25 protein-coding genes are annotated in these 25,161 nt (G+C 61.0%); 15 read left to right on the forward strand and 10 right to left on the reverse strand.

The window, feature by feature from the left end:
• The first annotated feature begins 1 nt into the window (after window position 1).
• The 5 genes from JFT63_RS06020 to JFT63_RS06040 all read left to right on the forward strand — a co-directional run bounded on the left by JFT63_RS06020 (window position 2) and on the right by JFT63_RS06040 (window position 3,398).
• Window positions 2-703: an ABC transporter ATP-binding protein gene (locus JFT63_RS06020; protein ID WP_057701268.1), complete on the forward strand. Its 702-nt coding sequence runs from the start codon at window positions 2-4 to the stop codon at window positions 701-703.
• Window positions 704-944: 241 nt separating this feature from the next.
• Window positions 945-1,241, forward strand: a complete 297-nt coding sequence (locus JFT63_RS06025; protein ID WP_198843592.1) for a BufA1 family periplasmic bufferin-type metallophore — start codon at window positions 945-947, stop codon at window positions 1,239-1,241.
• 23 nt (window positions 1,242-1,264) lie between these two features.
• Complete coding sequence (bufB, locus tag JFT63_RS06030; protein WP_186562774.1) at window positions 1,265-2,143, forward strand: MNIO family bufferin maturase; 879 nt, start codon at window positions 1,265-1,267, stop codon at window positions 2,141-2,143.
• Window positions 2,140-2,916 (forward strand): HvfC/BufC N-terminal domain-containing protein, encoded by a 777-nt coding sequence (locus JFT63_RS06035; RefSeq protein ID WP_198843593.1) that lies wholly within the window; start codon window positions 2,140-2,142, stop codon window positions 2,914-2,916. Before bufB ends, JFT63_RS06035 begins: the two co-directional genes overlap by 4 nt.
• Window positions 2,913-3,398, forward strand: a complete 486-nt coding sequence (locus JFT63_RS06040) for a DoxX family protein (protein ID WP_186562777.1) — start codon at window positions 2,913-2,915, stop codon at window positions 3,396-3,398. The genes JFT63_RS06035 and JFT63_RS06040 overlap by 4 nt, the downstream gene beginning before the upstream one ends.
• Here the strand turns inward: JFT63_RS06040 and JFT63_RS06045 are convergent.
• Window positions 3,395-4,303, reverse strand: coding sequence for a LysR family transcriptional regulator (locus JFT63_RS06045; protein ID WP_057701273.1), 909 nt, complete (start codon window positions 4,301-4,303; stop codon window positions 3,395-3,397). The two genes, JFT63_RS06040 and JFT63_RS06045, sit on opposite strands and share 4 nt — an antisense overlap.
• 212 nt (window positions 4,304-4,515) lie before the next feature.
• Here JFT63_RS06045 and JFT63_RS06050 point away from each other — a divergent pair, with 212 nt between their 5' ends.
• Window positions 4,516-5,115 carry a short chain dehydrogenase gene (locus JFT63_RS06050; RefSeq protein WP_198843594.1) on the forward strand — a complete coding sequence of 200 codons (600 nt, stop codon included), beginning with the start codon at window positions 4,516-4,518 and terminating at the stop codon, window positions 5,113-5,115.
• 34 nt (window positions 5,116-5,149) lie between these two features.
• Here JFT63_RS06050 and JFT63_RS06055 read toward each other — a convergent pair whose 3' ends face one another.
• Window positions 5,150-5,539, reverse strand: coding sequence for a hypothetical protein (locus tag JFT63_RS06055; RefSeq protein ID WP_198706996.1), 390 nt, complete (start codon window positions 5,537-5,539; stop codon window positions 5,150-5,152).
• A 136-nt stretch (window positions 5,540-5,675) separates the two neighbouring features.
• On the opposite strand from JFT63_RS06055, the gene JFT63_RS06060 reads away from it, so the two are divergent.
• Window positions 5,676-6,347, forward strand: a complete 672-nt coding sequence (locus tag JFT63_RS06060) for a COG3650 family protein (RefSeq protein ID WP_057701276.1) — start codon at window positions 5,676-5,678, stop codon at window positions 6,345-6,347.
• 106 nt (window positions 6,348-6,453) lie between these two features.
• Window positions 6,454-8,067, forward strand: coding sequence for an NAD(P)/FAD-dependent oxidoreductase (locus JFT63_RS06065; protein ID WP_057701277.1), 1,614 nt, complete (start codon window positions 6,454-6,456; stop codon window positions 8,065-8,067).
• 62 nt (window positions 8,068-8,129) lie between these two features.
• Here JFT63_RS06065 and JFT63_RS06070 read toward each other — a convergent pair whose 3' ends face one another.
• The gene (locus tag JFT63_RS06070) at window positions 8,130-9,224 is read right to left on the reverse strand and encodes a PLP-dependent cysteine synthase family protein (RefSeq protein WP_198843595.1); all 1,095 of its coding nucleotides are present in this window, start codon (window positions 9,222-9,224) and stop codon (window positions 8,130-8,132) included.
• Between the two features lie 215 nt (window positions 9,225-9,439).
• Here JFT63_RS06070 and nhaA point away from each other — a divergent pair, with 215 nt between their 5' ends.
• Window positions 9,440-10,624, forward strand: a complete 1,185-nt coding sequence (nhaA, locus tag JFT63_RS06075) for a Na+/H+ antiporter NhaA (protein WP_198706995.1) — start codon at window positions 9,440-9,442, stop codon at window positions 10,622-10,624.
• Window positions 10,625-10,726: 102 nt separating this feature from the next.
• On the opposite strand, the gene JFT63_RS06080 is transcribed toward nhaA, so the two are convergent.
• The 6 genes from JFT63_RS06080 to dinG all read right to left on the reverse strand — a co-directional run bounded on the left by JFT63_RS06080 (window position 10,727) and on the right by dinG (window position 19,176).
• Window positions 10,727-11,191, reverse strand: a complete 465-nt coding sequence (locus JFT63_RS06080) for a glycine zipper 2TM domain-containing protein (protein WP_003189251.1) — start codon at window positions 11,189-11,191, stop codon at window positions 10,727-10,729.
• Between the two features lie 263 nt (window positions 11,192-11,454).
• Complete coding sequence (gene pdxH / locus JFT63_RS06085) at window positions 11,455-12,102, reverse strand: pyridoxamine 5'-phosphate oxidase (protein ID WP_057701280.1); 648 nt, start codon at window positions 12,100-12,102, stop codon at window positions 11,455-11,457.
• Between the two features lie 27 nt (window positions 12,103-12,129).
• Window positions 12,130-13,275, reverse strand: coding sequence for an OmpA family protein (locus JFT63_RS06090; protein WP_186562787.1), 1,146 nt, complete (start codon window positions 13,273-13,275; stop codon window positions 12,130-12,132).
• 142 nt (window positions 13,276-13,417) lie between these two features.
• Window positions 13,418-14,563 (reverse strand): serine hydrolase domain-containing protein, encoded by a 1,146-nt coding sequence (locus JFT63_RS06095; RefSeq protein ID WP_198843596.1) that lies wholly within the window; start codon window positions 14,561-14,563, stop codon window positions 13,418-13,420.
• A gap of 82 nt (window positions 14,564-14,645) precedes the next feature.
• Window positions 14,646-16,943 carry a beta-galactosidase gene (locus JFT63_RS06100; RefSeq protein ID WP_057701282.1) on the reverse strand — a complete coding sequence of 766 codons (2,298 nt, stop codon included), beginning with the start codon at window positions 16,941-16,943 and terminating at the stop codon, window positions 14,646-14,648.
• Window positions 16,944-17,031: 88 nt separating this feature from the next.
• Window positions 17,032-19,176, reverse strand: a complete 2,145-nt coding sequence (gene dinG / locus JFT63_RS06105) for an ATP-dependent DNA helicase DinG (protein ID WP_005785803.1) — start codon at window positions 19,174-19,176, stop codon at window positions 17,032-17,034.
• A gap of 99 nt (window positions 19,177-19,275) precedes the next feature.
• On the opposite strand from dinG, the gene JFT63_RS06110 reads away from it, so the two are divergent.
• Window positions 19,276-19,740, forward strand: coding sequence for a CopD family protein (locus tag JFT63_RS06110; protein ID WP_198706992.1), 465 nt, complete (start codon window positions 19,276-19,278; stop codon window positions 19,738-19,740).
• Window positions 19,741-19,857: 117 nt separating this feature from the next.
• Here JFT63_RS06110 and JFT63_RS06115 read toward each other — a convergent pair whose 3' ends face one another.
• Window positions 19,858-20,616: a collagen-like triple helix repeat-containing protein gene (locus tag JFT63_RS06115; protein ID WP_057701284.1), complete on the reverse strand. Its 759-nt coding sequence runs from the start codon at window positions 20,614-20,616 to the stop codon at window positions 19,858-19,860.
• Window positions 20,617-20,803: 187 nt separating this feature from the next.
• Here JFT63_RS06115 and JFT63_RS06120 point away from each other — a divergent pair, with 187 nt between their 5' ends.
• From JFT63_RS06120 to JFT63_RS06140, 5 genes are all read left to right on the forward strand, one after another.
• The gene (locus tag JFT63_RS06120; RefSeq protein ID WP_186562793.1) at window positions 20,804-21,301 is read left to right on the forward strand and encodes a DUF6231 family protein; all 498 of its coding nucleotides are present in this window, start codon (window positions 20,804-20,806) and stop codon (window positions 21,299-21,301) included.
• A gap of 4 nt (window positions 21,302-21,305) precedes the next feature.
• A complete protein-coding gene (locus JFT63_RS06125; RefSeq protein WP_057701286.1) occupies window positions 21,306-21,776 on the forward strand; it encodes a YchJ family protein in 471 nt (156 codons plus the stop codon).
• 21 nt (window positions 21,777-21,797) lie between these two features.
• Window positions 21,798-22,280: an LEA type 2 family protein gene (locus JFT63_RS06130; protein WP_198843597.1), complete on the forward strand. Its 483-nt coding sequence runs from the start codon at window positions 21,798-21,800 to the stop codon at window positions 22,278-22,280.
• Window positions 22,277-22,477 (forward strand): SEC-C metal-binding domain-containing protein, encoded by a 201-nt coding sequence (locus JFT63_RS06135; protein WP_003189235.1) that lies wholly within the window; start codon window positions 22,277-22,279, stop codon window positions 22,475-22,477. Before JFT63_RS06130 ends, JFT63_RS06135 begins: the two co-directional genes overlap by 4 nt.
• Before the next feature lie 142 nt (window positions 22,478-22,619).
• Complete coding sequence (locus JFT63_RS06140) at window positions 22,620-25,061, forward strand: penicillin acylase family protein (RefSeq protein ID WP_198843598.1); 2,442 nt, start codon at window positions 22,620-22,622, stop codon at window positions 25,059-25,061.
• Window positions 25,062-25,161: the final 100 nt, after the last annotated feature.

Here is a 25,161-nt window from a genome sequence, read left to right on the forward strand (position 1 = left end):
AATGCTGCAGTTCGAAAACGTTTCCACGTTCTACGGCAAGATCCAGGCCCTGCACGACGTCAATGTCGAAGTGCGCCAGGGTGAGATCGTCACCCTGATCGGCGCCAACGGTGCCGGCAAATCGACCTTGCTGATGACCCTGTGCGGTTCGCCGCAAGCCTATAGCGGCAGCATCCGCTACATGGGTGAAGAACTGGTGGGCAAGCACTCCGCCGAAATCATGCGCAAGAGCATTGCCGTGGTACCGGAAGGCCGCCGCGTGTTCTCGCGCCTGACCGTAGAAGAGAACCTGGCCATGGGCGGGTTCTTTACCGACAAGGGCGACTACCAGGAGCAGATGGACAAGGTGCTGCACCTGTTCCCCCGCCTCAAGGAACGCTTCAGCCAGCGCGGCGGCACCATGTCGGGCGGCGAGCAGCAAATGCTCGCCATCGGCCGGGCGCTGATGAGCAAGCCCAAGCTATTGCTGCTGGACGAGCCCTCCCTGGGCCTGGCACCGATCATCATCCAGCAGATCTTCGACATCATCGAACAGCTGCGCAAGGACGGGGTAACGGTGTTTTTGGTGGAGCAGAACGCCAACCAGGCGCTGAAAATCGCCGACCGCGCCTATGTGCTGGAAAACGGCCGGGTGGTGATGCAGGGCACGGGGGAGCAATTGCTGACCGATCCCAAAGTGCGCGAGGCGTACCTCGGCGGCTAACCCAGTTCAAGGCAGCAACCGGCTCTAAAATGTGGGAGGGGGCTTGCCCCCGATAGCGGGGTATCAGTCATATGTCTTGTGGCTGACACACTGTCATCGGGGGCAAGCCCCCTCCCACATTTTGCTTGGCGTAACTTTGGAGTTTTTTTCTACTGATCTTGTAACGAACTCTATCCCCCTCTCTCTAGTGGTGCATGCAGGCAATCAAGCCTGCGCATTCAACCACTGCTGGAGACACACCATGACCACCAAACTGTCCGCCGCCACCCTCGTCCTCGCCCTGGGTTCGGCCCTGAGCCTGTCCGCCCTGAGCACCACTGCCCACGCAGCCGACGACATGCAGAAATGCTTCGGCGTGGCTGAAGCCGGCAAGAACGATTGCGCCGCAGGTGCCGGCACCTCTTGCGCCGGCACGTCCAAAACCAAGGACCAGGCCAATGCCTGGAAGCTGGTCCCCGCCGGGACCTGCACAAAGACCCCAAGCAGCACCTCACCGACCGGCTTCGGCCAGGAAATCGAATTCACTGCCAAATCCTGAAACCTCGTGCAGCCTGAGTACTGATGATGACGCCTACATCCCCTCACCCGGTCTCACCGGCTCAGGCGCCCGGCCTGCCCTTGCGGGCCGGGCTGGGGTTGAAAACCGAGCACTTCACCCAAGTGCTTGAGACCGGCCCCGATATTGGTTTTTTCGAAGTACACGCCGAAAACTACATGGTGGCCGGCGGCCCGTTTCATCACTACCTGGGACTGATCCGCGAGCAGTACCCGCTGTCGTTGCACGGCGTGGGCCTGTCCATCGGCGGCGAAGGTGCCCTGGACCGCGACCACCTGGCACGCTTGGCCACGTTGATCGAGCGCTATCAACCCCAGTCTTTTTCCGAACACCTGGCCTGGTCCAGCCACGGCCCGGTGTTTCTCAACGACCTGCTGCCACTGGCTTACGACGCCACCACCCTGAGCCGGGTGTGCGACCACGTTGACCAGGTGCAAAGCACGCTCAAGCGGCCGATGCTGCTGGAGAATCCCTCGACCTACCTGCAGTTCGAGCGCTCAACCCTGGACGAAACCGACTTTATCAGCGAGGTCATCGGCCGGACCGGTTGTGGCCTGCTGCTCGACGTCAACAACGTCTACGTTTCCTGTATCAATCACCAGCGCGACCCATTGGCCTATATCGACGCCCTGCCCTTGCACGCAGTGGGCGAGATTCATCTGGCAGGCTTCGCCGAAGACACCGACAGCCTGGGCGACCGCCTGCTGATCGATGACCACGGCGCGCCTATCGATAACGCCGTGTGGCAACTGTACGAGCACGTGCTGGCGCGGACCGGGCCGGTAGCCACGTTGATCGAGCGGGATAACCAGGTGCCGGCGTTCAGCGTATTGCAGGCCGAAGCGCGGCAGGCCCAATGGTATTTGTCGCAGGTGACGCGATGAGCCTTCAACAGGCCTTCGCCCACGCGTTGCTGACGCCGGGCGCGACCTGCCCGCAGGGCATGTTCAGCAGCAACGGGGCCGACCCGGCGAGTCGCTTCGCGGTGTATCGCAATAACGTCCACAGCGCGTTGATCAATGCGCTCGTCGCTGCCTATCCGGTGACGCGGCAACTGGTTGGCGATGAGTTTTTCCACGCCATGGTCGGCCTGTACGTCCAGGCTCACCCGCCCACCAGCCCGTTGATCAGCGAATACGGCAGCACATTGGCTGAGTTTATCCAGCGGTTCGAACCGGCCTCAAGCGTGCCTTACCTGGCAGATATCGCTCGGCTGGAGCGCCTGCGGGTACGGGCCTATCACGCAGCGGATCACCCGACGCTTGATCAACACAGCGTTCTTCAACAACTGCAAAGCGCCGAGGCGCTGGGACAACTGCGTGTGCGGCTACATCCCTCGCTTGCAACCGTGGAATCTCCCTACGCGATCGTATCGGTTTGGGCCGCGCATCAGACCGACGGGGTGATCGCCACCTTGAACCCCTGGTACGCCCAAGGCGCGCTGGTCCTGCGCCATGGGTTGGCGGTCAAGGTGTTCGCCATCGACAGCGGATCGGTGACGTTTATCAACCGCCTCAATCAAGGCGCGGGACTGGAAATGGCCATCGCTGACGCCCTTCAAGCCTCGGCCGAATTCGACTTGCACCAGTGTCTGACGCTGCTGATCAGCCACGACGCCATGACTCATTTGCATCTGCCACCAAAGGTATCGCCATGAACACTTCAGCTCCATGCCTGGTAAAGCGCACCGTCGCACTGTTTGAAAAAATCCCCTACAGCCTGATCGCCTTTATTGCGCGCTTCTCCATTGCCGCGGTGTTCTGGAAATCCGGGCAGACCAAGGTCGAAGGCTTTGCCGTAGATCTCATCAGCGGCACATTCCAGATCGGTGAACCCAAGCTCGCCGCCTCGACACTCTGGTTGTTTCGCAACGAATATCAGCTGCCCCTGGTGTCGTCGGAGGTGGCCGCGTACCTGGCAACCTTTGCCGAGCACTTTTTCCCGGTATTGATCCTCCTGGGGTTCGCCACACGCTTCTCGGCCCTGGCCTTGATCGGCATGACCTTGACCATTCAGCTGTTCGTCTACCCGGACGCCTACCCCACCCACGGCACCTGGCTCGCGCTGTTGTTGCTGTTGCTCGCCAGGGGGCCAGGCTGCCTGTCCATCGACCACTTGATTGCCCGTCGTATTCGTTAAAGCCGATCCAGCGCCTCGCCGCTGCGCCTGAACCAATCCACCAGGTAATCGGCCAACACCTGGGTGCGTCTCGGCAGGCCGCCCTGGTAAGGGTGAACCAGGTACATCGGCATTCGGCGAGTCTGATAGTCGCGCAGGATCCAGCGCAATCGCCCCTCGGCCAACTCCGTGGGCAACACGTAGGACGGCAGGCGGGCGATTCCGGCCCCCACCAGGGCGGCTTTTTTCAGCAGGTTGTAATGGTTGGAGGCAAACGTGCCGCTCACCCGTACGCGCAGTAATTCGTGTTGCTGGTGATACAACCACTCCTCACGACCGCTGTAGTGACTGTTGAGCAAACAGCTGTGTGTCGACAGGTCCGCCGGGGTCAGCGGTTCGCCATGCTGCTCCAGGTAGGCCGGGCTGGCGCAGGTCACCTCGTGCCAGGCCAGCAAAGGCTTGGCGACCAGGCGTTCATTTTCGATAGCACCCGCGCGTACGCCCAGGTCAAAGCCATCGCGCGCCAAGTCCCGGTAGCTGTTGTTAAGCTCCAGTTCGATCTGCACCTGCGGATATTGCCGGGAGAACTCCAGCAACAAGCCATCGAAGAAAGTTTCGCCCAGCGACACCGGAACAGTCATACGCACAGGGCCGGCCAAATCATCCTTGAGCCGCGCCAATGCCTGGCGCGCGCGTTCCACCTGTACTACCAACGCTTGTGCCTGGGGCAGCAATGCCGCGCCGGCGGCGGTGAGGCTGAGCTTGCGCGTGGTGCGGTGCAACAGCACCACGGCGAACTGCGCTTCCAACTGGCTGATGCGCTTGGACAACTGCCCTTTGCTGCAGCCCAACTGCTCGGCCGCCACGGTGAAACTGCCCGCTTCGATCAGCACGGCAAAGGCTGCCAGGTCATCCATTTCGCTCATCGATTGTTTCCATTTGAAAACCAAAGGTTGCCTATTAGCGCGTTTATTCGACTGAAAAGCCACACTAAACTGAACCCTCAATCACCGTAGGAGCGAGCTTGTTCGCGAAGATCGTCAACGATTACTCGGTAAGCCTGGCTAAACGGCGGCGCTACTGAGCTTTTCGCGAGCACGCTCGCTCCTACCTTCAATTAGCCCAGAGGAACAGCGCGATGAAAATCCTATTGATCGGTGCCAGCGGCACCATAGGTTCAGCGGTCAAGACAGAACTGGCGCAACGCCATGAAGTGATCAGCATCGGCCGTACCAGCGGCGACTTCCAGGTGGACATCAGTGATAGTGCCTCGATACGCAGGCTGTTCGAGCAGACCGGCAAGTTCGACGCCCTGATCTGCGCGGCAGGCAGTGTGAACTTCGTGGCACTGGGCGAGATGAGCGACAGCGATTTCGAACTGGGCCTGCGTGACAAACTGATGGGCCAGGTCAACCTGCTGCTGATCGGTCGCGAATACGCCAATGACGGTGCCTCGTTTACGTTCACCAGCGGCATTCTCAACCGCGACCCGATCCGTACCGGTGCCTCGGCCGCACTGGTCAACGGCGCACTGGATGCCTTCGTCAAAGCCGCGGCGATCGAGTTGCCGCGGGGCCTGCGTATCAACTCGGTGAGCCCGACAGTGCTGCTGGAAGCCATGGGCAGCTATGCCCCGTACTTCCGCGGGTACAAACCGGTACCCGCTGCGGAGGTGGCATTGGCCTACGCGAAAAGTGTCGAGGGCTTGCAGACAGGCCAGACCTTTATCGTAGGCTGATATGCCGCATAGGGATTCTCGGTACCTGCCGCCTTTATTGGAGGTACCGGGTTGCCCATTCGGCAGCCAGGTCTTTGGGCACGTCGACCCTGAATTGACCGCCCATAATCCCTCTAACGTTGCTGGTAGATAAACGGCGGCCGTCGATGTAAAGCGTCATCTGTTTGCCGTAGGTAAGCGTGGTAATGGCTGTGGTACGAGCCGTGGCTTCTTCGCTCAAGGTGATACCGACCGATACGGTATCTGCATCCAGAGTGTGGCTACTCTTGAGTTCAAGGGAGATCTCGGTGAAGTCATTAGCCGACGAATACTCCAGTCTCGCGGCGTCATCGGCAACTACCGAAACACTGACGAACAGCAGTCCATATAGGTTCCATCTACTTGTCATCGCAACTCTCCCAGGCAAAGTCATCAACCCTTGCATACCGCCCCCCAGCATTGCATCAGTAAAGGCTTAAAGGCAGACGTCTGCCGCAGGTATTGGTTTCCAGCTGTTTACACACTTGTGGTGCGACGCGAGGCTGCGTAACGTGGCGGCACTTGTTTTGGAGACCCGATCAATGCGCGCCGCCCGTACTCTTGCACTGTTTGCCCTGCTGCCCCTGTTCACCGCTTGCCAGATGTTCGAGAGCGAGCCGGCCAAACCGTCTACTGCCGGGCTGACCCGTATGCAGGGTGAGTTGACCGCAGTGGAAGGCAAATTGTTGTTCCAACCGTGCGGCGACAAACGCAACTATGTGGTCAACGACACCGGCGGCACCAGCATCCTGCAGGAAGCCGCGTCCCTGGCAGGCCAGCAAGGCGCGTTGTTTGCCGACCTGCGCGGCAAGTTTTCCGGGGTTGCCAGCGGCACCCAGGGTTCGCTCGACCTGCAACAGCTCTATCGTGTAGAGCGTTCGACCTCCGCCTGCAACGATCCGGACTTCAAGCGCATGATCCTGCGCGCCAACGGCCATAAGCCGGCCTGGGCAATGAATGTCACAGCCAAGGGCATGGTGCTGGAACGTGAAGGCCAGCCACCGCTGGCAGTACCCTACGTCGAAGAGCAACTGGGCGACGGGCGCTTCAACCTGATGACCGAAGCCAATAACCAGCACATCGAACTGTGGGTAGCGCCCCAGCGCTGCGTCGACAGTGTGAGCGGCAGCCTGCAACACATGAGCGCCGAGTTGCGGGTTAACGGCCAGGTGCAGCGTGGCTGCGCGGCGTTTGGCGGCTCTCGGGACGACTGATTCTGCCTTGGGCTGTTTTAACCTGACGGAAAACCGCCTTTGGGGCTTATAATCGCCGGTTTGCAAAACAGCCGGCCTCCTTGCCCGCCGCCTACCGGATCCTGTCATGTTACGAATCACTGAACTCAAGCTGCCCATCGACCATCCCGAAGAAGACCTGCGGCCTGCCATCGTGCAGCGCCTGGGCATCGCCAGTGATGACCTGCTCGATTTCACCCTGTTCAAACGCAGCTACGACGCCCGTAAAAAGTCGTCGGAGCTTTGCTTCATCTACACCGTCGATCTGAACGTCAAGGGCGAAGCCGCCCTGCTGCTCAAGTTTGCCGACGACCGCAACGTCAATCCCGCACCGGATGTGAGCTACAAGGTAGTCGGCCAGGCACCGGCAGGCTTGGTTGAACGGCCAATCGTGGTGGGTTTTGGCCCCTGCGGGATCTTCGCCGGGCTGTTGCTGGCGCAGATGGGCTTCAAGCCGATCATCCTCGAACGCGGCAAGGAAGTGCGTCAACGCACCAAGGACACCTGGGGCCTGTGGCGCAAAAGCGTGCTCAACCCCGAGTCCAACGTGCAGTTCGGTGAAGGCGGTGCCGGGACCTTCTCCGACGGCAAGCTGTACAGCCAGATCAAGGACCCGAAGTTCCACGGCCGCAAAGTGCTCCACGAGTTCGTCAAGGCCGGCGCACCGGAAGAGATCCTCTACGTCAGCAAGCCGCATATCGGCACCTTCCGCCTGACCGGCGTGGTGGAGAACATGCGCGAGCAAATCATCGCCTTGGGCGGTGAAGTACGCTTTGAACAACGGGTCACCGATGTATTGATCGAAGACGGTCAGTTGAACGGCGTGGTCATCGACGGCGGCGAGCAGATCCTCTCCAGGCACGTGATTCTTGCCCTGGGCCACAGCGCCCGTGACACCTTCCGTATGCTCCATGATCGCGGCGTGTACATGGAGGCCAAACCGTTCTCGGTGGGTTTCCGTATCGAACACCCGCAGTCGCTGATCGACGCCGCACGCCTGGGCAAATACGCAGGCCACCCGAAACTGGGTGCTGCGGACTACAAACTGGTGCACCACGCCAAGAATGGCCGCTCGGTCTACAGCTTCTGCATGTGCCCGGGCGGCACGGTGGTAGCCGCGACCTCAGAACCCAATCGCGTCGTGACAAACGGCATGAGCCAGTACTCGCGTAACGAACGCAACGCCAACTCCGGCATCGTGGTCGGCATCACCCCCGAAGTGGATTACCCGGGCGGCCCGCTGGCCGGCATCGAGTTGCAGGAGCGCCTGGAGTCCCACGCCTACATCCTCGGTGGCAGCAACTACGAAGCCCCCGCGCAACTGGTGGGTGACTTTATCGCCGGCAAACCTTCCACCGCCATCGGCAGCGTGGAACCGTCCTACAAACCCGGTGTGTCTCTGGGCGACCTGGCCCTGGCCCTGCCGGACTTCGCCATCGAAGCCATCCGCGAAGCCTTGCCGGCGTTCGAAAAGCAGATCAAAGGCTATTCGCTGCACGATGCAGTGTTGACCGGCATCGAAACTCGCACGTCGTCGCCGTTGCGCATTACCCGCAACGAATCGATGCAGAGCTTGAACGTCAAAGGCCTGTTTCCGGCCGGGGAAGGCGCGGGTTATGCCGGTGGGATTCTGTCGGCGGGTGTTGACGGGATTCGGATTGCCGAGGCGCTGGCGCGGGATATGCTCGGCATCGAGGCCTGATCACACCGCAATGCAAGTTTGGGAGGGGCCTTGCTCCCTCCCACATTTTGATTTGCGTTGGGTCAGATATTGGCGCGCAGGATGCTGGTCGGCAGCGACTCGCCTTGCTCTACACTCGCCGCTACCGCTGCAATCAACCCATCCAACTCATACCCCTGCCCCGCCAGCCACGCCTGATCGTAATAGGTCGTGGCATAACGCTCACCACCATCACACAAGATCGCTACGATCGAGCCTGACTCTCCTGCCGCTTTCATCTGGTGCGCAGCCATCAATGCGCCGATCAGGTTGGTCCCGCTGGATCCGCCGACCCGTCGTCCCAAACGCCCAGCCAGGTAATGCATAGCCGCCAATGACAAGGCGTCTGGCACCTTGACCATCGCATCAATCACCGCCGGCAGAAACGATGCCTCAACGCGCGGACGACCAATCCCTTCGATTCGCGAACCACACTCCAGGCGCAGGCTGGCGTCGCCGCTCTGGTAGAAGTCGAAGAACACCGAGCGCTCGGCATCGGCACACAGCACGCGGGTGCAATGCTGGCGATAACGTACGTAACGGCCCAGTGTGGCGGTGGTGCCGCCAGTGCCGGGGCTGGAAATCAACCAGCTGGGCTCGGGGTGCTGCTCAAAGCGCATTTGCTGGAAGATCGATTCGGCGATGTTGTTGTTTGCGCGCCAGTCGGTAGCACGCTCGGCGTAGGTGAACTGGTCCATGAAGTGCCCGCCACTTTCCAGGGCCAGGCGTTCGGATTCGGCGTAGATCTGCGTCGGGTCCTGGACCAGATGGCTCTTGCCGCCGTAGAAGGCGATCTGGGCGATCTTCTCCTGGGAGGTGGTGGCCGGCATGACGGCAATGAACGGCAACCCCAACAGGCGAGCGAAGTAAGCTTCAGAGATGGCCGTAGAACCGCTGGACGCTTCGATCACCGGGGCGCCCGGCTTGAGCCAGCCATTGCACAGCGCGTACAAAAACAGCGAGCGGGCCAGCCGGTGTTTCAGGCTGCCTGTGGGGTGGCTGGACTCGTCCTTGAAGTACAACTCGATGCCGGGCAACCCGGGCAACGGCAACGGGATCAAGTGGGTGTCGGCGCTCCGCTGGAAGTCCGCTTCAATGATGCGAATGGCTTCGCGGGCCCAGGTACGGTGGTCGCTCATGGTGAATTCTCTAAAGTTTTCAGCCCTGATCTTAAGGTGTTTCCTACACTTCACACAGATACAGTACCGACTCAATTGGACACACAATTGCTAGTCTTAGCCGCATCGGCAACCCGGCTCATCTCTTATAACAAATAAGAATATAACTTTTGTTTTAACAACTAACTGTACGGGTTAGGGTACCCACCTATTGAACCTGGAATGGAGAGCATCCCTTGCCTCTGCGTAGCACTTTCACCCGTTTCTTCCAGCTGGAAGCCGCCAGTGGCTTGTTATTGATCGCCGCTGCCGCTTTGGCGCTGATCATCAACAATTCACCGTTGTCGCATCTGTACAACGCGTTTCTTGATACGCCTGTGGTTGCTCAGGTCGGCGCGTTGAAAATCGCCAAGCCGGCACTGCTGTGGATCAACGACGGCCTGATGGCTCTGTTTTTCCTGTTGATCGGCCTGGAGGTCAAGCGCGAACTCCTCGATGGTCACCTGTCCAAACCGTCCCAGGTTGTGCTGCCCGGCGCAGCAGCCATCGGCGGCATGGTGGTGCCGGCGCTGATCTACTGGGCGCTGAACAAGGACAACCCGGCCGCCCTCGCCGGCTGGGCGATCCCCATGGCCACGGATATCGCGTTCGCCCTGGGCGTGCTGGCCCTGCTGGGCAAGCGCGTACCGGTGTCGCTGAAACTGTTCCTGATGACCCTGGCGATCATTGATGACCTCGGTGCCATCATCGTCATCGCGCTGTTCTATTCCGCCGACTTGTCCGGCGCTTCCCTGGCGGGCGCGGGGGCTTGCTTGATTGCCTTGATTGCGATGAACCGCCTGGGCGTGATCAAGCTAGGGCCTTACCTGATCATCGGCCTGATCCTGTGGGTGTGCGTGCTCAAAAGCGGCGTGCACGCCACGCTGGCCGGCGTGACCCTGGCATTCTGCATTCCACTGCGCACGCGGAACGCTGAAACTTCACCGCTGCTGACGCTGGAACACGCCCTGCATCCGTGGGTGGCCTACGCCATCCTGCCGTTGTTCGCGTTCGCCAATGCCGGGGTTTCCCTCACCGGCGTGAGCCTGGAGAGCTTCACCCACTCCGTGCCCATGGGTATCGCCGCCGGCCTGTTGATCGGCAAGACCATCGGTGTATTCGGCCTCACTTGGCTGGCGATCAAGACCGGCATCGCTTCCCTGCCCAGCGGCGCCAACTGGGGCCAAGTGCTTGGCGTGGCTATTCTGTGCGGTATCGGCTTCACCATGAGCCTGTTTGTCGGCTCCCTGGCGTTTGTGCCGGGTGCCAGCGAGTTTGCCGGTGAAGACCGCATGGGGATTCTGACCGGGTCGATCCTGGCAGCTTTTATCGGGTATGCGGTGACGGCAATGGCGAGTCGCAAGAAAGCCGTCGTTGCATGATTTGAAGTCAGTCAGTTGCAGGAGCGAGCTTGCTCGCTCCTACAAACAAAACCCCCAACCGGTCACCCGGTTGGGGGTTTTTCTTCGCCTGTAGCTCAACGCTTAGCGAGTAACGCGGCTGGTACCGTCGACGGTCATGATGCGTACGCGGTCGCCAATGCGGAAGATTTCATTTTCCTGCACGGCTTGTACGTAGGCGCGCATGCTGCCGTCGTCTTCGCGCACGGTGATTTCCACGCCCTGGGTACGGGTCAGGCCTTCTTCGGTGGCCGAGCCCAGCAGGCCGCCCGCAACTGCGCCGATCACCGCAGTGACGATGCTGCCACGGCCGCCACCGATGGCGCTGCCGCCAACGCCGCCGATGACTGCGCCCGCAGCGCCGCCGATTGGGGTCTTGGTGCCTTCGATTTTCACCGGACGCAGGGATTCGATGGTGCCCATGCGCACGGTCTGGACGCGGCGCGCCTCATCACGGGAGTACGAGTCGCCGGTCAGACTCGAGGCGCAGCCACCCAGCAGCAACGACAGGGTGGTAAAGCAGGCAACTAGTAAAACGGACTTACGCATAGCATCAACTCCAAAGGACAGGTATTCATTAAACGCTGTGGCTTGGCGCCTGTCACGGCAAGCCGGGCAGAAAGTTGCTTTCATTCAGCCTGAGTACAGACTGCCAGCACCAGAAAAGACGACCAACGGTAGTCTAACCGTGGTGCCGAACGGTGCCATCCGCTGCTTGATCATTGTAGCCGCACAACCAAAAGCGCCGAAGTCTCTGAGTAGGGACGTCGGCGCAATGGACATGATTCACACGGGATGACGAAAGGTGATGCTCAGGGCGCCAAACGCTCGCGGACCCACTGAGCACCTTGCAAGCGGTAGTTGAGACGATCATGCAGGCGGCTGGCGCGGCCCTGCCAGAACTCGATGCGCTCGGGCAGCAAACGGTACCCACCCCAATGCTCGGGGCAATCAGGTTGAGTATCGCTGAAACGCTGCTGCGTCGCCTTGAGCAGGTCCTGCAGCTCTTCACGGTCACGAATGACCTTGCTCTGCGGGGATGCCCAGGCGCCGAGGCGGCTGCCCAAGGGGCGCACCTGATAATAGGCATCCGACTCTTCAGGCGTGACCTTGACCACGCGCCCTTCAATGCGCACCTGCCGTTCCAGGGTTGGCCAGAAGAAGGTCATGGCCGCAAACGGCCGCGCCGCAAGTTGCTCACCCTTGGCACTCTGGTAGTTGGTGAAGAAGGTAAAGCCCTGTGCATCCAGGCCCTTGAGCAACAGGATGCGACAGTGCGGGCGACCGTCCTGATCGACCGTCGCCAGGGTCATGGCATTGGCCTCCACCGGCGGCTGTTCGGTTTTCACCGCGTCGCCAAACCATTGGTGGAACAACGCAAACGGTTCGTCGGGGGCCTGGGCCTCGCTCAAACCGTCCCGTGTGTAGTCACGGCGCATATCAGCCAGTGCCTGGGTCATGCGGCTTTATCCTTGTGGTTCAACGGCTCAGTTTTTCGCCTGGTCGTTCGAAGCGGGTGCAGCAGCCTTGGCTTTGGTTGCCGCCGGCTTCTTCGCAGCGGGTTTGGCCGCGGCCTTTTTAGCCGCTGGCTTGGCGGCCGCTTTCTTGGCCGGGGCCTTCTTGGCGGGTGCTTTTGCCGCCGGTGCCGGGGCTGGAGCACTCTGCACGGCAACCATTTCCGCAACAGGCGGCGTCTTGCCCGAATTGTATTTGCTCAGCAGTGCCAACATCGTTGTACGCTGAGTGAACATAATTTCCATGCGACGGTTCAGCGCACGGCCCTGATTGCTGTCGTTGGCGGCACGCGGCATAAGGTCGCCCATGCCACGCAGCATCAGGCGGTCCTGCTTCAAACCACTGAGGCTGAAGATCGACGCAATCGACTGCGCACGTTCCTTGCTCAACGCCTGGCTCGCAGGAGCACTGCCGGTGGCATCGACGTGACCCAGAACCAGTACGGCGGTCTTGGGATCAGCTTCAACGGCCTTGGCCACACGGGTGAACGGGCCCAGGGTCACCGGCAACAGCATTGCCGGACGTTTTGGGTTGTAGGAGCCGTCTACCGGTGCAATCACTACCAGCACGTTGTCACGACGCTCAAGTTGCAGGTTGCTGTCCTTGATGGCGGCGCGCAGGCGTGGCTCGTAGTCGTCCAGCCAGGCTTGGGTGATTTTCGGGTCAGGCATTGGTACGTTGGTCACGTCGACCTTGGCCAAAGGCTTTGGCTTGCTTTCGAACGGCCACCACCAGCGCGGTTCGGCGTCGGTCTTGGCGACGACAGGTGCCGCGTCCGAAGACGGGGTTGCGGCCTTGAGGTCGGCTTTCAGGTCGGCCTTGGCATCGGCGGCTTTTTCTTCGGCGCTTTTGGTGGAGAACGGCCACCAGCTGTAGCCGCTATCAGCCTTGGCGGCCGGGGCAGGTGCAGCAGCAGCGGCGACAGGTTCAACAGGCTTGGCGCCTGCTGCTGGCTTGGCATCCGGCTTGGCGTCGGTTTGGGTCACTGCGTCCTTGGTCGCAGCCTTGTCCGAACCAAATGACCACCAATGCCCACCTTCGGCATCATTTTGTGGAGTTTGTGCGCAACCAGTAATAGTGAGGCACAGCGCGAGTGCCAAGGACTTGTTCGATAACATGAGATATCCACAAAATGAGAAAAAACCAGGGGGCCTGGTGACCCGTTAAACAGACGCTTAAAGAACATTCAAGTTACAACACGTCGTTCAGCATCTTTTTATACTTGCCTTTGTAACAAAAAATTGTGAAACAGCAAGGGGTTTATAGACAACCGGCCAATATTCCGACCAACTTCTGCGCGCGTGGGTCCATAAGTACGTAAGGGCCCAGGGTATTAGTCACAAAACCGAACGCTACATCATGTTCAGGGTCGGCAAACCCGACCGAGCCTCCTGCACCGGGATGCCCGAAAGCGCGTGGCCCGAGGCCGAACGTGGCATTGGGCAGCTGCGGTTGATCCAACATGCAGCCCAGGCCGAAACGGGTTTGGGTCAATAAGGTTTTATCCGGCCCAATACTGTGTTCGCGAGTCAATTGTTCGAGCATGTCGCTTTCCAGCAAACTACCGTCCAACAAACCGCTATAAAACCCGGCCAGGCTGCGTGCATTACCGTGACCATTCGCCGCGGGCTGCTGCATGCGTCGCCATTCGGGTTTATTAGTGCTGGTCAGAATAGACGGTGGATTGGCAAATGCACGTGTGGTCATCGCCGCCGGTTCGCGCATCATTACTTGAAGTAACCGTTGCGCGGCTTCATCCCCCATATTGCCTTTGCTGCGCGCTATATGGGCCACACGATAAAACTCTGTATCCGCCAGACCGACGTGGAAGTCCAGCCCCAGCGGCCGTGCGACCCGTGCCACGATCGACTCCCCCGGCCCGCGCCCATCGGCACGGCGCAGCAGTTCGCCGACCAGCCAACCGTAGGTAATCGCCTCGTAGCCATGGCCCTCGCCCGGTGTCCACCACGGAGCCTCGGCCGCCAGGGTGTCGACCATCAGTTGCCAGTCGTACAAGGCTTCGGTAGGCAGCATTTCGCGGATGGCCGGCAGCCCGGCCTGGTGGCAAAGCAACTGGCGCAACGTGATCGCTTCCTTGCCCGCCGCCGCGAACTCCGGCCAGTAGTCTGCCACCGGGGCATCAAGTTTGAGCTTGCCTTCGGCCACCAATTGCAGGGCAGTGACAGCCGTGAAGGTCTTGGTGCAGGAGAACAGGTTGACGATGGTATCGCTGTGCCAGGCTTCGGCACCATCCTTGTCGGCAGTACCGGCCCACAGATCGACGACGGTTTGCCCGCCTATCTGGATGCACAGCCCGGCACCACGCTCCTGGGGGTCATCGAACAATGCGGCAAAGGCTTCGCGTACCGCTTCGAACTGCAGCTCGTAATGACCCTGAATCTGCACCTGAATCCCCTCGCAAAACACCATGAAAAGTGGTCGCCATTCTTTCAGCCATTGTAGGTTTTGTGAACCCGTCCACGACGAATCAATGGCCGTTGCCGGAGTGCCCACCGGCATGTCCGGCGCCCTGCCCTGCGGCTTTGCCGCCCTGGCCCGGCTTGGCGCCTTCACTTTCACGCGCCGTGCGGGTCGCCTTGGCTTTTTGTGCCTCACGGCCCAACTGGTCGACTGCCGCCAGGTTGCTCTTGCGCACACTGTCGACAAACCCCTGGAACGGTAGGTCAGTGATGCCCACGAGGCCGAAGTGACCGTTTTCGCCATCCAGCAGACGCCCGGTCACCGGCTGATCCAGGTACTGGAACCAGTGCACGCCAACAATCGACGGCTCGGCCATGGCCTGCTTGAGGAACGTGGCGTACGCCGTACCGCGATCTTCTTCGCGGGCCAGTTGCGTCACGCCGCCCCAGAACGGGCCACGGTCGGCCGAGCCGAAGTTGAATTCGGTGATCAGCACCGGTTTGTCCAACGCACGCAGGGCGGCGAAGTCATAACCGTCCTGGGGTTTGAGGGTGTACATGTTGAAGCTCAGCACATCGCAATACTGCGCGCACGACGCCACGGCTTCCGGGGTACTCACCGCAAAACGCCCGCCCAGCAACAGTTGGTTGGGGGCGTGCCACTTCAGTGAGTCGGAAATGGTTTTGAAGTACGCGTCGGCGAAGGTCTTCTGGAAGTATTTGAAGTCAGCTTCGATTTCCGGGTGCTCTGCGCTGGGCATCGGTGGCTCGAAGCCGGGATCTTCCATCAGTTCCCAACCAGCCAACTGTATGCCCCAGGCTTTGGACAGACCTTCTTCGTTGCGATATTTGTCGCGCAACTGCTTGAGGAAGGCGCGCTTGGCCGGAACATCGGTGGTCATGCGCAGGGTGCCGTAGGCCAGGGCGTAACGGGATTTGGCATCGTCGCCGGGACCGGCCCAGGCCAGTTCGTTGTCGGCAAAGAAACCGATCAACCACGGATCATCGCGGTGATCGCGAGCGGCGATGGCCACGGCGCGTTCGGTGGCCATAGCGAAACGTGGATCGAACGGGTCGGGCATACCGCCCCACCAGTCGGTGCCGGTGCTGATGCTGGCGTAGTCACCCACAATAGACAGCGGCAAGGTGTACGGCACGCGGTCGGCAGTGGCCAGGTCCTCATCGCTCCAGTTGCCCACGGTATTGAAGCCCCAGGCTTGCAGGCGGTCCAGGGTGTGCGTCACCCAGCGTTTCTGGTCCAAACCTTCGCCGCCGTAAGTGCGCTGCAGGTTGGCGCCATAAAAATCGTACCAACGCCCCGAGCCAAAGCCGCGACCTTCGCCGGCACCGTTGCCGGTGCGGTTATCGCTGCTGCCGTAATACTTGTCGAAGGGTTCGCCGGCCTTGGGCAGCGCCGCGAACATCCATTCACGCCCGGCCACGTAGGTCTGGCTGTTGTCCGGGGCCACAGTGTTGACCCCCAGGGAGTAGAACGGGTGACCTTGCGGCGTCACCAAATACCAGCGCCCATCGCGTTTCTCGGTGCGGAAAAAGCCACTGGCATCGAACGCCGGGCCTTTGTTCCAACCGCCGTACGGGTCCAGGGAGGATTTGCCTCGCTCAGCCAACCAGGTGTTGAGCTGCTGTTGCTCTTTGGCCGCCGACGTTTTGAGCTGCTCGTCACTGCTGACCTTCTCCGGCCAGCGCGCCCGGGTGGATTGGCCATAAGCGTCGACCAGTTCGCTGTAGGCGGCCTTGATCACCGGTTCGCTGTCCTGCACGCCAAAACGCTCCAGCAGGATGCTTTGGGCAGCATTGGGTTTGATCATCGACAAGGTCACCGACACCACCTGGCTGCGGTCGATTTCGCCAGCACTGCCGGCCAGCAACACGCGCTGGCCATCCACGGTCATCGGCATCGGCGGGCCCGCCTTCATGCCCTGGCTCAGTGGCGAGTTGGCTTGCAGTGGCACCAGCAAGGTCTGCGCAGGCCCGGCCGGCAGGTCGATGCGGCTGACCAGGGTCTTGCCGTCGGCGCTCTGCACCTTGACGTAGAGCGTCAGAGCCCAGTTCATCGCACTCTGGATACGCAAGCTCATGGCGCTTGATTGCGACCAGTCCCACACGCCGGTTTGCGGGCTGAGCACAAGGCTCGGCTCGGCGGCCGGGTTGAAGGTGATACGACGCAGCACCTCGCCTTCGGGAGTTTGTTCAGCGTTGTATTGAGGCAGGCTGGCGTCCTGAGTCGCCACCTTGACCACATCGGCAGGCCGGACGAAGTTGAACAGCGTTTGTTGCCCGGCAGGCGCAGCCATCAACGGCGCGGCGAACAGCAAGGCAAAAAGAGCGGGCAGCGTGCGAATCATACGAACAAGGTTCTCCCAAACGGCCGGTGAATGACCCGGTGATAGTGATGAGATAGACCACGAAGTGGGCGAATTCGCCCACGGTGGCTTAAGAAATTTCGCGCCTGAACGGCGGCAATGCATTAAGGATAGCCTTGCCATAGCGCTGAGTGACCAGGCGACGGTCCAGCAAGGTGATGGTGCCGCGGTCTTGCTCGGTACGCAGCAAGCGCCCGCAGGCCTGCACCAGCTTCAATGAAGCATCCGGCACCGAGATTTCCATGAACGGGTTGCCGCCCCGGGCTTCGATCCATTCGGCCAGAGCCGCCTCGACCGGATCATCCGGCACCGAGAACGGGATCTTGGCAATCACCACGTGTTCGCAGTAAGCGCCGGGCAAGTCCACGCCTTCGGCAAAACTTGCCAGGCCGAACAATACGCTGGAATCACCGCCGTCGACCCGCGCCTTGTGCTTGTTCAGGGTTTCCTGCTTGGACAGGTTGCCCTGGATAAACACCTGTTTGCGCCAGTCGCGGTCAAGGCCGTCGAACACGTCCTGCATCTGTTTGCGCGACGAGAACAGCACCAGGGTGCCGCGCGAACCCTCCACCAATGATGGCAAATCGCGAATGATCGCCGCGGTGTGGGCCGCAGCATCCCGTGGGTCGGCCTTCAAGTCCGGCACGCGCAGCACACCGGCATCGGCATGATGAAACGGGCTCGGTACCACAGCGGTAACGGCCTTTTTCGGCAAACCGGCGCGCATACGGAAGCGATCGAAGGTGCCTAAAGCGGTCAGCGTGGCCGACGTTACCAGGCAGCCGTAGGCCACGTTCCACAAGTTGCGACGTAGCATTTCAGCGGCAAGGATCGGGCTGGCGTTGACCTCGATATCAAACAGCGCACCGCTTTCCGACAGGGTCAGCCAACGGGCCATGGGCGGGTTGTCTTCCGGGTCCTCCACGGTAAAGGCCGTCCATAGTTCCCAGTTGCCCTGGGAACGCGACAACAGGCTGCCGAACAGCGGGTACCATTCCTCGGCCTGGTTGCTGGCGATGCCGATGTTGACCTCGCCGTCCATGCCTTCCTTGAGCAAATCGGTAAGACGTGTGAACAGATCGGTCAGGCGTGAAAAGCCCTTCTTCAGCTCGATGCCCATTTCGCGCATGTGCTCGGGGATCATGCCGCCGACAAACCGGTGGCGCGGGCGCTCACGACCCTCAACATCTTCGCCGGGCTTGAAGTCGGCCACCTGTTCGCAGGCGCTGAACATGAATTGCTGCTGGGTCTTGATCTCCCGCGCCAGCTCCGGCACCTGCTCGATCAGCTTGCCCAGGTCGCCGGGCAATGGGTGCTGGGCCAGCAGCTTGGTGAGGTTTTTGGCAGTGGTTTCCAGCCAGTCGGCAGTGGAGCGCAGGCGCGTGTAATGGGCGAAGTGCCCGATGGCCTTGTCCGGCAGGTGGTGACCTTCGTCGAACACATAAAGTGTGTCGCGTGGGTCGGGCAGCACCGCGCCGCCGCCCAGAGCCAGGTCGGCCAGCACCATGTCGTGGTTGGTGACGATGACATCCACCTTGCCCATGCCTTCGCGAGCCTTGTAGAAGGCGCACTGACCGAAATTGGGGCAATGGCGGTTGGTGCACTGGCTATGGTCGGTGGTCAGGCGCGCCCAGTCGGAATCTTCCAGGGCGGTGGGCCAGCTGTCGCGGTCGCCGTCCCATTTGTTGCCGGCCAGCTTCTCGATCATGCTGGTAAACAGCTTCTGGCTGGCCTCATCCACCTCGATCTTGAAGCCTTCTTCTTCGAACAAGGAGGCGGTGGCGGTTTGCGCATGGCCTTCCTGCAGCAATACGTCGAGCTTGGACAGGCACATGTAGCGCCCACGGCCCTTGGCCAGGGCGAAGGTAAAACTCAAGCCGCTGTTGCGCATCAGGTCGGGCAAGTCTTTGTAAACAATCTGCTCTTGCAGGGCGACAGTGGCGGTGGCGATCACCAGGCGCTTGCCGGCGGCCTTGGCGGTGGGGATCGCGGCGAGGCTGTAAGCCACGGTCTTGCCGGTACCGGTGCCGGCCTCGACGGCCACGACCGCGGGTTCGCCCTCGCGGCGACCTTCGTCGTCGGTGTCGATATCCCCGAGGACTTTCGCCACTTCGGCGATCATCAGGCGTTGGCCATAACGCGGTTTCAAGCTCTTGGCTTCGAGAAAACGCGAATAGGCGCCCTGGATCGTGGTTTTGAGTTCAGTGCTGATCATGGATAGTCGGGCGCAAAAAACGCTGGATAAATTTTCAGTGGTTCGGATCGGCCGCTATCATACCCCGCTAATTAATCCCGCGCAGAACGGAGTACCACAATGACCGCGTTTAGCCTCGCTTACACCCTGCATGTACTGGCCGCCCTGATCTGGGTCGGCGGTATGTTTTTCGCCTGGATGATCCTGCGTCCCGCCGCCATGGCGGCCCTTGAGGGCCCTGCCCGGCTCAAGTTGTGGGCAAATGTGTTTCAACGCTTTTTTGTGTGGGTGTGGGTCGCGGTGGTGATTTTGCCGATCAGCGGCGTTGGTTTACTGCAACTGCGCTTCAGCGGGTTTGAAACCGCGCCGCGTTATGTGCAGGTGATGATGGGGTTGTATCTGGTGATGACTGCGTTGTTTATCCGCATTCAGGCGTTGAAGTTTCCCGAACTGAAGGCCGCGGTGGCCGCTGAGGATTGGCCGGCGGGCGCCGCTGCGTTGGGGCAGATTCGCAAGTTGGTGGGGATTAATTTGATCGTGGGGTTGGTGGTGGTGGCGGTGGCTTCGGCTCGGCCGATGTTCTGAGCTGTTGGCTTGCCCTAACGCGTGTAGGAGCGAGCTTGCTCGCGAAAAACTCACAGACGCCGCGTTTATTCAGGAAGCACGCGTTATCGTTGACGTTTTTCGCGAGCAAGCTCGCTCCTACAGCCGCTGAATAGTCACAGCCCCCGCAGGCCCAGCCGGCCCCGGTTGCCCTTCCAGCCCTGGCCGGCCCTTGTCGCCGCCATCGGCGCGGTACACCAGGCAGCCTTTGGACTGGCCGCCCTTGCCGGGTTTGCCCGCCACGCCAGGCAAGCCACCGGCACCGCCGTCCACCAAGACCTTGATTTGCTCAATCGGGAAGTCCTGCGGCAACTCCAGGCGTACCTGTGCGCCCGCTGCGCCCGGCAGGCCATCGCCGCCGTTGTCACCGTTAAAACCGCGCCCGGCTGAACCCCAGGTGCAGCCCGGGTCTACGCCGTTGGCACCATCCAGGCCCGCATACCCTTGGGCACCGGCACCGCCGCGGGCGTCTACCGACAACGTTTCAGCGCTGAGGGAATTGATCCGCAAGGTCAGGTCACGGCCAGCCTTGGCAGGTTTTTCATGGGTGCCGGGGGCGCCGCGAGACGTGATCTGGCTACCCTGCTCCAGTTGCGCCTGGCGCACTTGCATTTGCAGCGCGCTGGCACCGGGAACAATGGTGATGCGTGCGTCGCGGCCCAGGTGCAGCTCATCCACCGTGACCTGGCTGATAGTGGCCGGAATCAGCAAGGTGCCGTAGTCCGCCACGTCCAGGCGCTCAAGCTGCAACACGCTGGTGCTGCTGGGCAGGCGCATCAACGAGTTGGTTTCAACACTGACGCTCTGGGCCAGGGCAACGGGGCTGACCAACAGGGCCAACAGAAAAACCTTACGCATCATGGGGCTCCTGAGTGTTTTCAAATTTTTCTTTGAGCGCACAGTAACGACTTATACCGGCGATTTGCCAGTGAAGGATCAAAAAAATCCGCAGGTACGGTACAAGCCGCCGTGGCCTTGGCCGCAATGTCCTAGGCTCACACGCCCAGCCGCGCTAGTCTCTACGGTCCTGATGTGAGGATCTGCAATGACCGCTGGTATTTCTTCCCGTACACCCCAGCAAGCCCTGGCTGCCCTGCTTGAATTGCACCAGCCCAAACGCCTGCTGTTATTGGGCGCCAGCCAGTTTCCGGCGCTGGAGGCGTTTAAAACCGCGCACCCTGATGTGCACGTCAGTGTTGCCGCACCTGGGCCGCTGCCTGCCGAACTGGCAGCGCAGCGTTTTGATTTGGCGCTGGTAGTCGATTGCCTTGAACACTTGCCCAAGCCTCAAGGTCTGACGCTGTTGGGCGGCGTTCGAAACCTCAATGCCAGCCGAATCGCGGTGCTGGTCGACCTGCGCGCCTGCGACTGGAAGGACACCGACTTCTTTTCCCTGGCCCTGCAAGCCGGGGAGCGCTTCCAGCGCGAAGAGCAAGTTCTGACGCTGTTTACCTATGATCTGCTTGACTATAAACAAGTACCCGACTGGCTCAACGCACGCTTCTGGGCCAACCCGGAGAATTTTGGAAAGTATTGGTGGTAACCCAATGAGTACATCCATTTGCCCGTGCGGCAGCGGCAATCTGCTGGATGCCTGCTGCGGCCATTATCACGCCGGCCACCCGGCGCCCTGTGCCAGTGCCTTGATGCGCTCGCGTTACAGCGCCTATGTGCTGGGCCTGGTCGATTACCTGGTGGCCACCACCCTGCCCGCGCAACAGGCCGGCCTGGACCGCGACGCCATCGCCGCCTGGAGTGCCCAAAGCACCTGGCTGGGCCTTGAGGTTGAAAGCTCCGAGGTCTTCGGCGGCCAGCCGGAACACGCGTTCGTCACCTTTACCGCACGCTGGCATGACAGCACCGGCGAACATAGCCACCGCGAACAGTCTTCTTTCGTACAGAATGAGGGGCGTTGGTACTTCATCGACCCGACGGTGGAAGTGAAGGCCGGGCGTAATGATGCGTGCCTGTGCGGCAGTGGGCAAAAATTCAAGAAGTGCTGTTCCAGCTACCTTTAATTGACTGACAGGGATAACGCCATGCTTCGGATTTACAGCTTGATGCTGGCGTTAACCCTGGGCCTGACAGGCTGCGCCTCGTGGTTCGAAGATGACTCGCCGCCGCCTCATGTATCGCTGGTGAAGGTCGAAGTCGTGCGCGCCAAGCTGCTGGAGCAGAAATTCAAACTCTATTTTCGCGTAGACAACCGCGGCGATGCCGACCTGACCGTGCGCGGTCTGATCTACAAGGTCACCCTTGGCGACCTGGTACTGACCGAAGGCGAATCCAATGAATGGCTGACGGTGCCGCCGCGCGGTCATAAAGTCTTTCGGATCTCGGTACGCACCAACCTCTGGCCGCGCGTACGCGATGTGGTGCAGATGCTGAAAAATCCCGAGCGCCCCGTGCCCTATCGCCTGGAGGGCGAGCTGAAAACCGGATTATTCATCGGTAATGACGTGCAGGTGGCTCACAATGGCGAGATAATCCCCGGCGATTTTATTCCGGAGCAACATCGATGACTCAGCAACCCCATGTCCATGGTCCTGACTGCAACCACGATCACGATCACCATGATCACGACCACGGCCATGTCCACGGACCGAACTGCGGCCACGCTCACCAGGAACCGGTGCGCAACGCCTTGAAGGACGTTGGCCGCAACGATCCTTGCCCGTGCGGCAGCGAGAAGAAATTCAAGAAGTGCCACGGTGCGTAAGCCACGCCAGGACAAACCCTGATACCTGTAGGAGCGAGCAAGCTCGCTTCTACAAGGCATTACACAACTCCCGCTTGCGTCGTTTCGCCGCGCTCACTAACGTAGCGCCTTTACTGACGCTACCCCCCGCAGGAGCTTTGCCATGGCCTCGCCAGCCCTCTCACATTTTCTTCCCCGGTTCGGCGTTGCCGCGGCAGTGGCCAGTGCCTTGGGCCTGGCCGGTTGCCAGCTCCAGAACACCCAGGACACCCTGCCACCCGTGGCTGGCGTACAGCCAATCAAGGGCCTGGCACAGAATGTATCGGTACGCCGCAATGCCCAAGGCATGCCGCTGATCGAAAGCAACACCTTCCACGACGCGCTGTTCAGCCTTGGTTATGTGCACGCCAGCGACCGCATCACGCAGATGGTCACCTTGCGCCTGCTGGCCCAGGGCCGTCTGGCGGAAATGTCCGGGCCGCAAGTGCTGGACGTAGACCGCTTCATGCGCGCCGTAAACCTCAAGAAAAGCGCCGGTGAGCTGTACAACGCCTCATCGCCACGCCTCAAGCGCTTCTTTGAAGTGTATGCCCGGGGCGTCAACGCTTACCTGTTCCGCTATCGCGACAAGCTGCCGGCGGATCTGGCTCAAAGCGGTTTCAAACCCGAATACTGGAAACCGGAAGACTCGGCACTGCTGTTCTGCCTGCTCAATTTCAGCGAGTCGAGCAACCTGCAGGAAGAGATTTCGTCCCTGGTACTGGCGCAAAAGGTCGGCGTCGACAAACTCGCCTGGCTCATCCCAAGCGCGCCGGATGAAGCCGTACCGCTGGCCGAGGCCGACAAGCTCAAAGGTGTGAACCTGGGGCAGATCAGCGGCCTCGCCGCCCTGGGCACGGTCAGCCAGCAATTGAGCAGCCTCAACGCGCTCGGGGTCACCACCTCAAGCAACTGGGCCATCGCCCCGCAACGCAGCCGCAGCGGCAAAAGCCTGCTGGCCAGCGATATCGCCGCCACGCCACAGGCTCCGTCGCCATGGAGCTACGTGCAGATTCGCGCGCCTAAATACCAGGCCGTCGGCGCTTCGATTGCCGGCCTGCCGACCCTGCTGTCGGGTTTCAACGGCAAGGTGGCGTGGAGCATGAGCGCGGTCAAGGGCGATACCCAGGACCTGTTCCTGGAGAAGGTCAAGCGCCAGGGCAGCGCGTTGTACTACGAGAACAACGGCAAATGGCTGCCCGCTGCCGTGCGCAACGAAACCTTCTTTATCAAGGGCCAGCGCTCGATTCGCGAAACGGTGTACGAAACCCGTCACGGCGCGCTGCTCAATAGCAGCCAGGCCCTCACCAGCGGTCTGGGCCTGGCCTTGCAAACTGCCGACTTCAAGGACGACAAGAGCCTGGATGCGTTCTTCGACCTGTCCCGTGCGCAAAACGCCGGCAAGGCCTCGGACGCCACTCGCGAGATTCGCGCCATCGCGTTGAACATGATCTTTGCCGACGCCAGCAATATCGGCTGGCAGGTCACCGGCCGCTTCCCGAACCGCCGCGAAGGCGAAGGCCTGTTGCCATCGCCGGGCTGGGACACGCGCTTTGACTGGGACGGTTATGCCGATGCGATGCTGCATCCCTACGATCAGGACCCGGCCCAGGGCTGGATCGGCACGGCCAACCAGCGCACCGCACCCCGTGGCTACGGGATGCAGTTGTCCAACTCCTGGGATGCACCGGAGCGCAGTGAACGCCTGGCGCAACTGGCCGGCGCGGGCAAGCATGACAGCCGCAGCCTGATCGCCATGCAATACGACCAGACCACGACCTTCGCCGCCAAGCTCAAGAGCATGTTCCAGGCCCCGGGCATGGCCCAGCCGCTCAAGCAGGCGATCGACGCCCTGCCGCCAGCGGAGCGCGCCAAGGCCCGTGAAGCACTGGAACGCCTGATGGCCTTTGATGGCCGCCTTGCGCCCACCTCGGCTGACGCGGCGGTCTATGAGTTGTTCCTGCAGGAAAGCGCCAAACAGATCTTCCTCGACACACTCGGCCCTGAAAACAGCGCCACTTGGAAAGCCTTTATCAGCAACGCCAGCCTGTCCTATTCAGCCATCGCCGACCACCTGCTGGGCCGCGAAGACAGCCCGTTCTGGGATGACACGCGCACCGCGCAAAAAGAAGACAAGCCTGCGATCCTGGCCCGCACGCTTGCCGCCGCTATCAGTGCCGGTGACAGCCAACCGGGCGCCGATCACAAAGCCTGGCAATGGGGCAAGCTGCACAGCACCACTTGGAAGAACACCAGTGGCCAGGTTATCCGCGGCCCCTTCGCCAGCGGTGGCGACCACAACACCCTGAACCCGGCTCCGTACAACTGGGGCGAGGATTTCAACACCACCCAAGTACCGGCGCTGCGCATGATCATCGACTTCGGCCTGGCCGAGCCGATGCTGGGTCAGGGCGGCATCGGCCAGTCCGGCAACCCGGCCAGCCCGAACTATGCCAATGGCATCGACCCGTCGCTCAAGGCGCAATACCTGAGCTTCCCGATGCAGCCGCAGAACTTTGAAAAGGTGTATGGCAAGGCCAGGTTGACCCTGACGCCCGGTAAATGACCCGGTCTCGCTGAAAACATCAGGTAAATCCCGTAGGAGCGAGCTTGCTCGCGAAAAACGTCAACGATAACGCGTGCTTCCTGAATGAACGCGGCGCCTA

Origin of the sequence: Pseudomonas sp. MF7453 (assembly GCF_016405455.1) — a bacterium.
Lineage (GTDB): Bacteria > Pseudomonadota > Gammaproteobacteria > Pseudomonadales > Pseudomonadaceae > Aquipseudomonas > Aquipseudomonas paralactis.

Excerpts from the sequence above, each read along its gene's own strand:
- JFT63_RS06020 (WP_057701268.1), top strand. The coding sequence starts at position 2 with ATGCTGCAGTTCGAAAACGTTTCCACGTTCTACGGCAAGATCCAGGCC.
- JFT63_RS06025 (WP_198843592.1), top strand. The coding sequence starts at position 945 with ATGACCACCAAACTGTCCGCCGCCACCCTCGTCCTCGCCCTGGGTTCG.
- bufB (WP_186562774.1), top strand. The coding sequence starts at position 1,265 with ATGATGACGCCTACATCCCCTCACCCGGTCTCACCGGCTCAGGCGCCC.
- JFT63_RS06035 (WP_198843593.1), top strand. The coding sequence starts at position 2,140 with ATGAGCCTTCAACAGGCCTTCGCCCACGCGTTGCTGACGCCGGGCGCG.
- JFT63_RS06040 (WP_186562777.1), top strand. The coding sequence starts at position 2,913 with ATGAACACTTCAGCTCCATGCCTGGTAAAGCGCACCGTCGCACTGTTT.
- JFT63_RS06045 (WP_057701273.1), bottom strand. The coding sequence starts at position 4,303 with ATGAGCGAAATGGATGACCTGGCAGCCTTTGCCGTGCTGATCGAAGCG.
- JFT63_RS06050 (WP_198843594.1), top strand. The coding sequence starts at position 4,516 with ATGAAAATCCTATTGATCGGTGCCAGCGGCACCATAGGTTCAGCGGTC.
- JFT63_RS06055 (WP_198706996.1), bottom strand. The coding sequence starts at position 5,539 with ATGCAAGGGTTGATGACTTTGCCTGGGAGAGTTGCGATGACAAGTAGA.
- JFT63_RS06060 (WP_057701276.1), top strand. The coding sequence starts at position 5,676 with ATGCGCGCCGCCCGTACTCTTGCACTGTTTGCCCTGCTGCCCCTGTTC.
- JFT63_RS06065 (WP_057701277.1), top strand. The coding sequence starts at position 6,454 with ATGTTACGAATCACTGAACTCAAGCTGCCCATCGACCATCCCGAAGAA.
- JFT63_RS06070 (WP_198843595.1), bottom strand. The coding sequence starts at position 9,224 with ATGAGCGACCACCGTACCTGGGCCCGCGAAGCCATTCGCATCATTGAA.
- JFT63_RS06080 (WP_003189251.1), bottom strand. The coding sequence starts at position 11,191 with ATGCGTAAGTCCGTTTTACTAGTTGCCTGCTTTACCACCCTGTCGTTG.
- pdxH (WP_057701280.1), bottom strand. The coding sequence starts at position 12,102 with ATGACCCAGGCACTGGCTGATATGCGCCGTGACTACACACGGGACGGT.
- JFT63_RS06090 (WP_186562787.1), bottom strand. The coding sequence starts at position 13,275 with ATGTTATCGAACAAGTCCTTGGCACTCGCGCTGTGCCTCACTATTACT.
- JFT63_RS06100 (WP_057701282.1), bottom strand. The coding sequence starts at position 16,943 with ATGATTCGCACGCTGCCCGCTCTTTTTGCCTTGCTGTTCGCCGCGCCG.
- dinG (WP_005785803.1), bottom strand. The coding sequence starts at position 19,176 with ATGATCAGCACTGAACTCAAAACCACGATCCAGGGCGCCTATTCGCGT.
- JFT63_RS06110 (WP_198706992.1), top strand. The coding sequence starts at position 19,276 with ATGACCGCGTTTAGCCTCGCTTACACCCTGCATGTACTGGCCGCCCTG.
- JFT63_RS06115 (WP_057701284.1), bottom strand. The coding sequence starts at position 20,616 with ATGCGTAAGGTTTTTCTGTTGGCCCTGTTGGTCAGCCCCGTTGCCCTG.
- JFT63_RS06120 (WP_186562793.1), top strand. The coding sequence starts at position 20,804 with ATGACCGCTGGTATTTCTTCCCGTACACCCCAGCAAGCCCTGGCTGCC.
- JFT63_RS06125 (WP_057701286.1), top strand. The coding sequence starts at position 21,306 with ATGAGTACATCCATTTGCCCGTGCGGCAGCGGCAATCTGCTGGATGCC.
- JFT63_RS06130 (WP_198843597.1), top strand. The coding sequence starts at position 21,798 with ATGCTTCGGATTTACAGCTTGATGCTGGCGTTAACCCTGGGCCTGACA.
- JFT63_RS06135 (WP_003189235.1), top strand. The coding sequence starts at position 22,277 with ATGACTCAGCAACCCCATGTCCATGGTCCTGACTGCAACCACGATCAC.
- JFT63_RS06140 (WP_198843598.1), top strand. The coding sequence starts at position 22,620 with ATGGCCTCGCCAGCCCTCTCACATTTTCTTCCCCGGTTCGGCGTTGCC.